Annotated in this window: 2 protein-coding genes; both read right to left on the bottom strand. The window is 43.1% G+C overall.

The window, feature by feature from the left end:
* On the bottom strand, nt 1-469 hold a 469-nt coding region (locus LC605_RS32660; protein ID WP_306426897.1), incomplete at its 3' end, for a transcription antitermination factor NusB.
* A 109-nt stretch (nt 470-578) separates the two neighbouring features.
* Nucleotides 579-2,033 (bottom strand): glycoside hydrolase 100 family protein, encoded by a 1,455-nt coding sequence (locus LC605_RS32655; RefSeq protein WP_229551501.1) that lies wholly within the window; start codon nt 2,031-2,033, stop codon nt 579-581.
* Nucleotides 2,034-2,056: the final 23 nt, after the last annotated feature.

Here is a 2,056-nt window from a genome sequence, read left to right as displayed (position 1 = left end):
CCCCTCTGCTCCTCTGCTCCTCTGCTCCCCCTGCTCCCTCATCTCCCCCTGCTCCCTCATCTCCCCCTGCTCCCTCATCTCCCCCTGCTTTTCTGAGATACTGGCGTAATAGACCGTTAACAAAACCTGTGAGTCCAGAAAAACCGTTTTCTTTAGCGAGTTGGACGGTGGTATTAACAGCAGCTGAGGCGGGAATACGCTCTTGATACCGTAGTTGGTAGAAGCCCAGATGTAAGATGGTGCGGAGGTCTGGTGGTTGTTGGTGAGATTTCTTTTTGGCGAGTTGATCAATGAGAGTATCAAGAGTACGCTGCCTTCTGACGCTCCCATAAACCAATTCTGTCACCAAGCGGCGATCGCAATCAGCCAAATTAACTTTTTGCAGCACTCTATCTAGGGCAACATCAGCATAAGCCCCCTTGTGAACATCTCGGAGGGCGATAAAAGCTAGTTGACGGGGGTTTGTCATGGAAAAATGATTCAGGAGTCAGGAGGCTTTTGTATTCTAACTCTGCCAATTTTGGATTTTGGATTTTTCCTTCAATCCAACATCTAAAATTGAATGACTCCTAACTTCCCTATCGAGTCATATAGGGGTCTAAACTGGCGATTTCAAACTCACACGCTCTAGAAACCTGTTCTGCTGGTAATTTTCCAAAGCTAATTAATGGTAAATATGTGGGGTTTGCCATCAGCTCTTTTGCTAATAAGAACCCAGTAATTGTCCAAGTTTGATATTTTCTAGCTTGTTTCCCAATCAGTCGCCCTTTCTTACCATCGTAATATTCTGGCCATTCATCTTCACTGAGGCGTGGTTGGGCAATTTCAATCGCCTTTTCTGCAAGACTTATTTTCTTCGTTTTCACAGCCGCCGCCGCCAACATCCACATTAAAACTGGCCAACTACCAGCATTATGATACGACCAGGGTATATTTTTTGGGTCACATCCAGTTACAATTCTGTATTCTTCATGTTCCAAAGCTGGGAAGCAAATTTTCATTGGCATATCTCCCACCAAGTCATCCCATCGTTCCTCAATGAGCGTCATAATACCTTGTGACTGTTCTTCGGTGGCTAAGTCTGAAATGATTGCCATTAAGTTTCCGAGTGAAAAGAAGCGAGTATCTAGCTGCGACGGGCCAACATTACCTGCTAAATAACCACCTTTTTTAGGCAGCCACTTGTCCAATTCATAATAGGGAACAGAATCTACATATATGTTGAACAGATTAACAGCACCCTTACCATATTCTTCACTTTTGAAGCGATAAATTGCGTTCAGACGATTAATATCTATCCAATAATGCTGACGAATATGAGCGCACAAAAGAGGCAATCTGTTATCAATGGCTGAAACAATATCGTAATTCCCTTGACAAATTAGTAGTTCACGAGATGCACGCAATGCCGTATAGAAAAGAACTTGTAGTTCTAGAGGATGCCCATAAATGCCCATACGACGGTCAATCATACAAGCGCCATCTGGAACCAACAGCGTTGGGTACATATCAAAACGATTTGCCAAGCAGATTTCCATGATTAACCTGATACCATGTTGGAATTCAGGTTGATAGGCTAGAGAAAAATCTTCTGTGGCTACCACATAAGCACGCAACAAAATAATCCACCATAGGCAAGAATCTACAGGTGTAACTCTGGCGATCGCGTGTTCACCAAAGTCTGCTTCTAAATATTCTTGCCCATTGTCTGATACCACTTTAAAGCTGGCTGGTATTAATCCTCGTCCCGGCTTATAAGCATCTAATGCCTTTTCTTTAGGCTGTAACTTTAAGGTTTCTTCTAAGAAATTACGAACAATATCTGTTCTACCTTTGATTAGAAAAATTAGACCGGAAGAGACAAAATCTCGGACAAAGCACTGATCGTAATTGAGTGCCTCTACAGATGCATCGTAAGCGGCTACCGTCCCAACGGGGCGACCTTGATAATAGAGAATTGATTTTTCCAGTGCTTGCCAAGCTTCATCGACTTCTTTTAAATTTTCAGTAGTTTCCAGTTCGTTTAGGTGCATCGCCAGAATAACTCCATTTGGAT

The sequence above is a fragment of the Nostoc sp. CHAB 5836 genome, from assembly GCF_020829445.1.
Taxonomy (GTDB): domain Bacteria; phylum Cyanobacteriota; class Cyanobacteriia; order Cyanobacteriales; family Nostocaceae; genus Nostoc.
Note: the sequence above shows the minus strand (reverse complement) of the source record. Positions and strands in the feature narration are given on the sequence as shown.